At 73.5% G+C, this 2,182-nt stretch carries 2 protein-coding genes; one reads left to right on the top strand and one right to left on the bottom strand.

All coding sequences use genetic code 11. The features are described from left to right. Positions 1 to 943: serine/threonine-protein kinase (locus G3I19_RS36130; protein WP_164267899.1), on the bottom strand; the 943-nt coding region annotated here is incomplete at its 3' end. 515 nt (positions 944 to 1,458) lie between these two features. Here G3I19_RS36130 and G3I19_RS36135 point away from each other — a divergent pair. Then, positions 1,459 to 2,182, top strand: a 724-nt coding sequence (locus G3I19_RS36135) for an FHA domain-containing protein (protein WP_164267900.1), incomplete at its 3' end; no start/stop codon positions are given.

A 2,182-nucleotide genomic window follows, 5' to 3' on the forward strand; every position in this document is an offset into this window, starting at 1 on the left:
CACCGGGCGTCGCGGGCACCTCGGCGGGCGCGGGGTCCGGTGCGAGCAGCGCACCCACCCCGAGCGCGGCGGCGACCTGCGCGGGGGTGGCGTGGACACCGATCCCGTCGGCCGCCGTACGCAGCCCGCGGGCCAGGTTCTCGGCGCTGGGCCTGCGGTCCGGGTCCTTGCTGAGGCAGCGCTCTATGACCGTCCACAGCGCCTCGGGGACGGTGGTGGGCCTGCGCGGGTCCTCGTTGAGGTGCCGCTGGAGGACTTCCAGGGCCGTGCCGCCCGCGAACGGGGGCCGCCCGGTGACCAGTTCGTACAGCAGGATGCCCGCGCCGTAGATGTCGACCGCCGAGGTCTGCGGGCGGCCCTCGGCCGACTCCGGTGCGACATAGGCGGGCGTGCCGACGAACTCGTGGGTACGGGTCAGGCCGGGCGAGTCCGCGAGGCGGGCGATGCCGAAGTCGGTCAGCATCGGGTGCATCTGGCCGTCGGCGTCCTGCTTGACCAGGACGTTCGCGGGCTTGAGGTCGCGGTGGACGACGCCGTCGGCATGGCTGGCGGCGAGTGCGTCGGCGATCTGGGCGGTGAGCAGCGCGGCGGCGACCGGGCTGAACGGGCCGTTCTCCCGGAGGTAGTGGTGCAGGTCCGGGCCGTCGATCAGGTCCATGACGAGCGCGAGGAGATCGCCCTCGACGACGAGGTCCCTGGTCCGCACGATGTTGGGGTGGGTCAGCCGCAGCAGGACGGAGCGCTCCCGCAGGAACCGCATCACCACGTCCGGGTCTTCGGCCAGCTCCTCCTTGAGGACCTTGATCGCCACGGTCTCGCCGGGCTGACCCGCGACGGCCGCCTCGGCGCCCGCGGTCTCCCTCTGACTGGCACGCCAGACGGTGCCCGTGGCGCCGCGTCCCAGCGGCTCCTCGAGCAGGTACTTGCTGCCTACGGGCCGCACGTCATGCGCTCCCTGTGATCGTCGTCCCTTGCCTGGTCCACCGGCCCCCCGCCCGGATGTCCGCCCCACTCTAGTGCCGCCCGCGGGGGCACTGGCCGACGATCTTCCGGAGCTGCTTCCGCTGTGTGCGGCCGGTGTGACGGCCGGTGGCCCGGATCAGGTTCCGGAGCCGGTTCCGACCGGATTCCAGCCGGGTTCCAGCCGTATTCCGGCCATCTTCCCGACATGTTCGAAGGGAAGACGCGAAGACCGCTCCGTCGGTTGCCCCAGTACGCCCCCCGGCGCCTCCTGGCAGGTCAGGTGTGATCCCAACCAGGCACTTTTACGTCCAGAGCCGACCATTCAAGATCACTTAGCGGTGACCGCCGGGCGTGTTGTCAGTGGCAGATGCGAGGATGCCTCCAGCACGGCGTTGTGGGGTCGGGAGTCCCTGGATCCGTGCCGACCTGCCGGGTGGGGGAGATCACAGGGCGGCTCCTGCCAGGCACCCTCCGCAGAAGGGACCGCTGACGGCTATGCAGATCCGGCTGACCGTCCTCGCGCCGCGCAGCGGCCGTTCCGCGTCCGAGACGCGCTCCTGCGACGTGCTCGTCACCGCCCCCGCCGGGGCCGCGCTGGCCACGGTCGCCTCGGGGCTGGCCACGGCGGCCGCGGGCCCGGATGGCCCGGGGTCGGGGAGCGTCGTGCTGTACGCGGGCGGCCACCGCCTCGACCTGCAGCGCGCCGCGCTGGGCGAGCCCCCGCTGGTGGACGGCGCGGTCCTCTCGCTCCAGGTGCCGGCCGACGAGGACGACCGGGGCGACGGATCGGCCACGCAGCTCCATGTGGTCGCCGGGCCGGACGCGGGCGGTGTCCATCTGCTGCACGGCGGGCAGATCCGCATCGGCCGCTCCGCCGAAGCGGACGTCCCGCTGGACGACCCGGACGTCTCACGGATGCACTGCACGGTGACGGTGGAGCAGGACGGCCGGGTGACGGTCACCGACCTCGGCTCGACGAACGGCACGACGCTGGACGGCTCGGGCGTCGGCGACACCCCGGTCCGTATGACCCCCGGGTCCCTGCTCCGGGTCGGTGAGTCGGCACTGCGGATCACCACGGCGGCGGACGGATCACCGGGCGGCGGGTCACTGGGCGGCCCGGTGCGGAGCGGCGGAGCGCAGGGTGGCGGGACAGGCGGGATCGCGGCCGTCCCGGACGGCGAGGGCCATCTGCGGGTGGCCCGTGACGGCGCGGCCC

The organism is Streptomyces sp. SID10853, assembly GCF_010548145.1.
Lineage (GTDB): Bacteria > Actinomycetota > Actinomycetes > Streptomycetales > Streptomycetaceae > Streptomyces.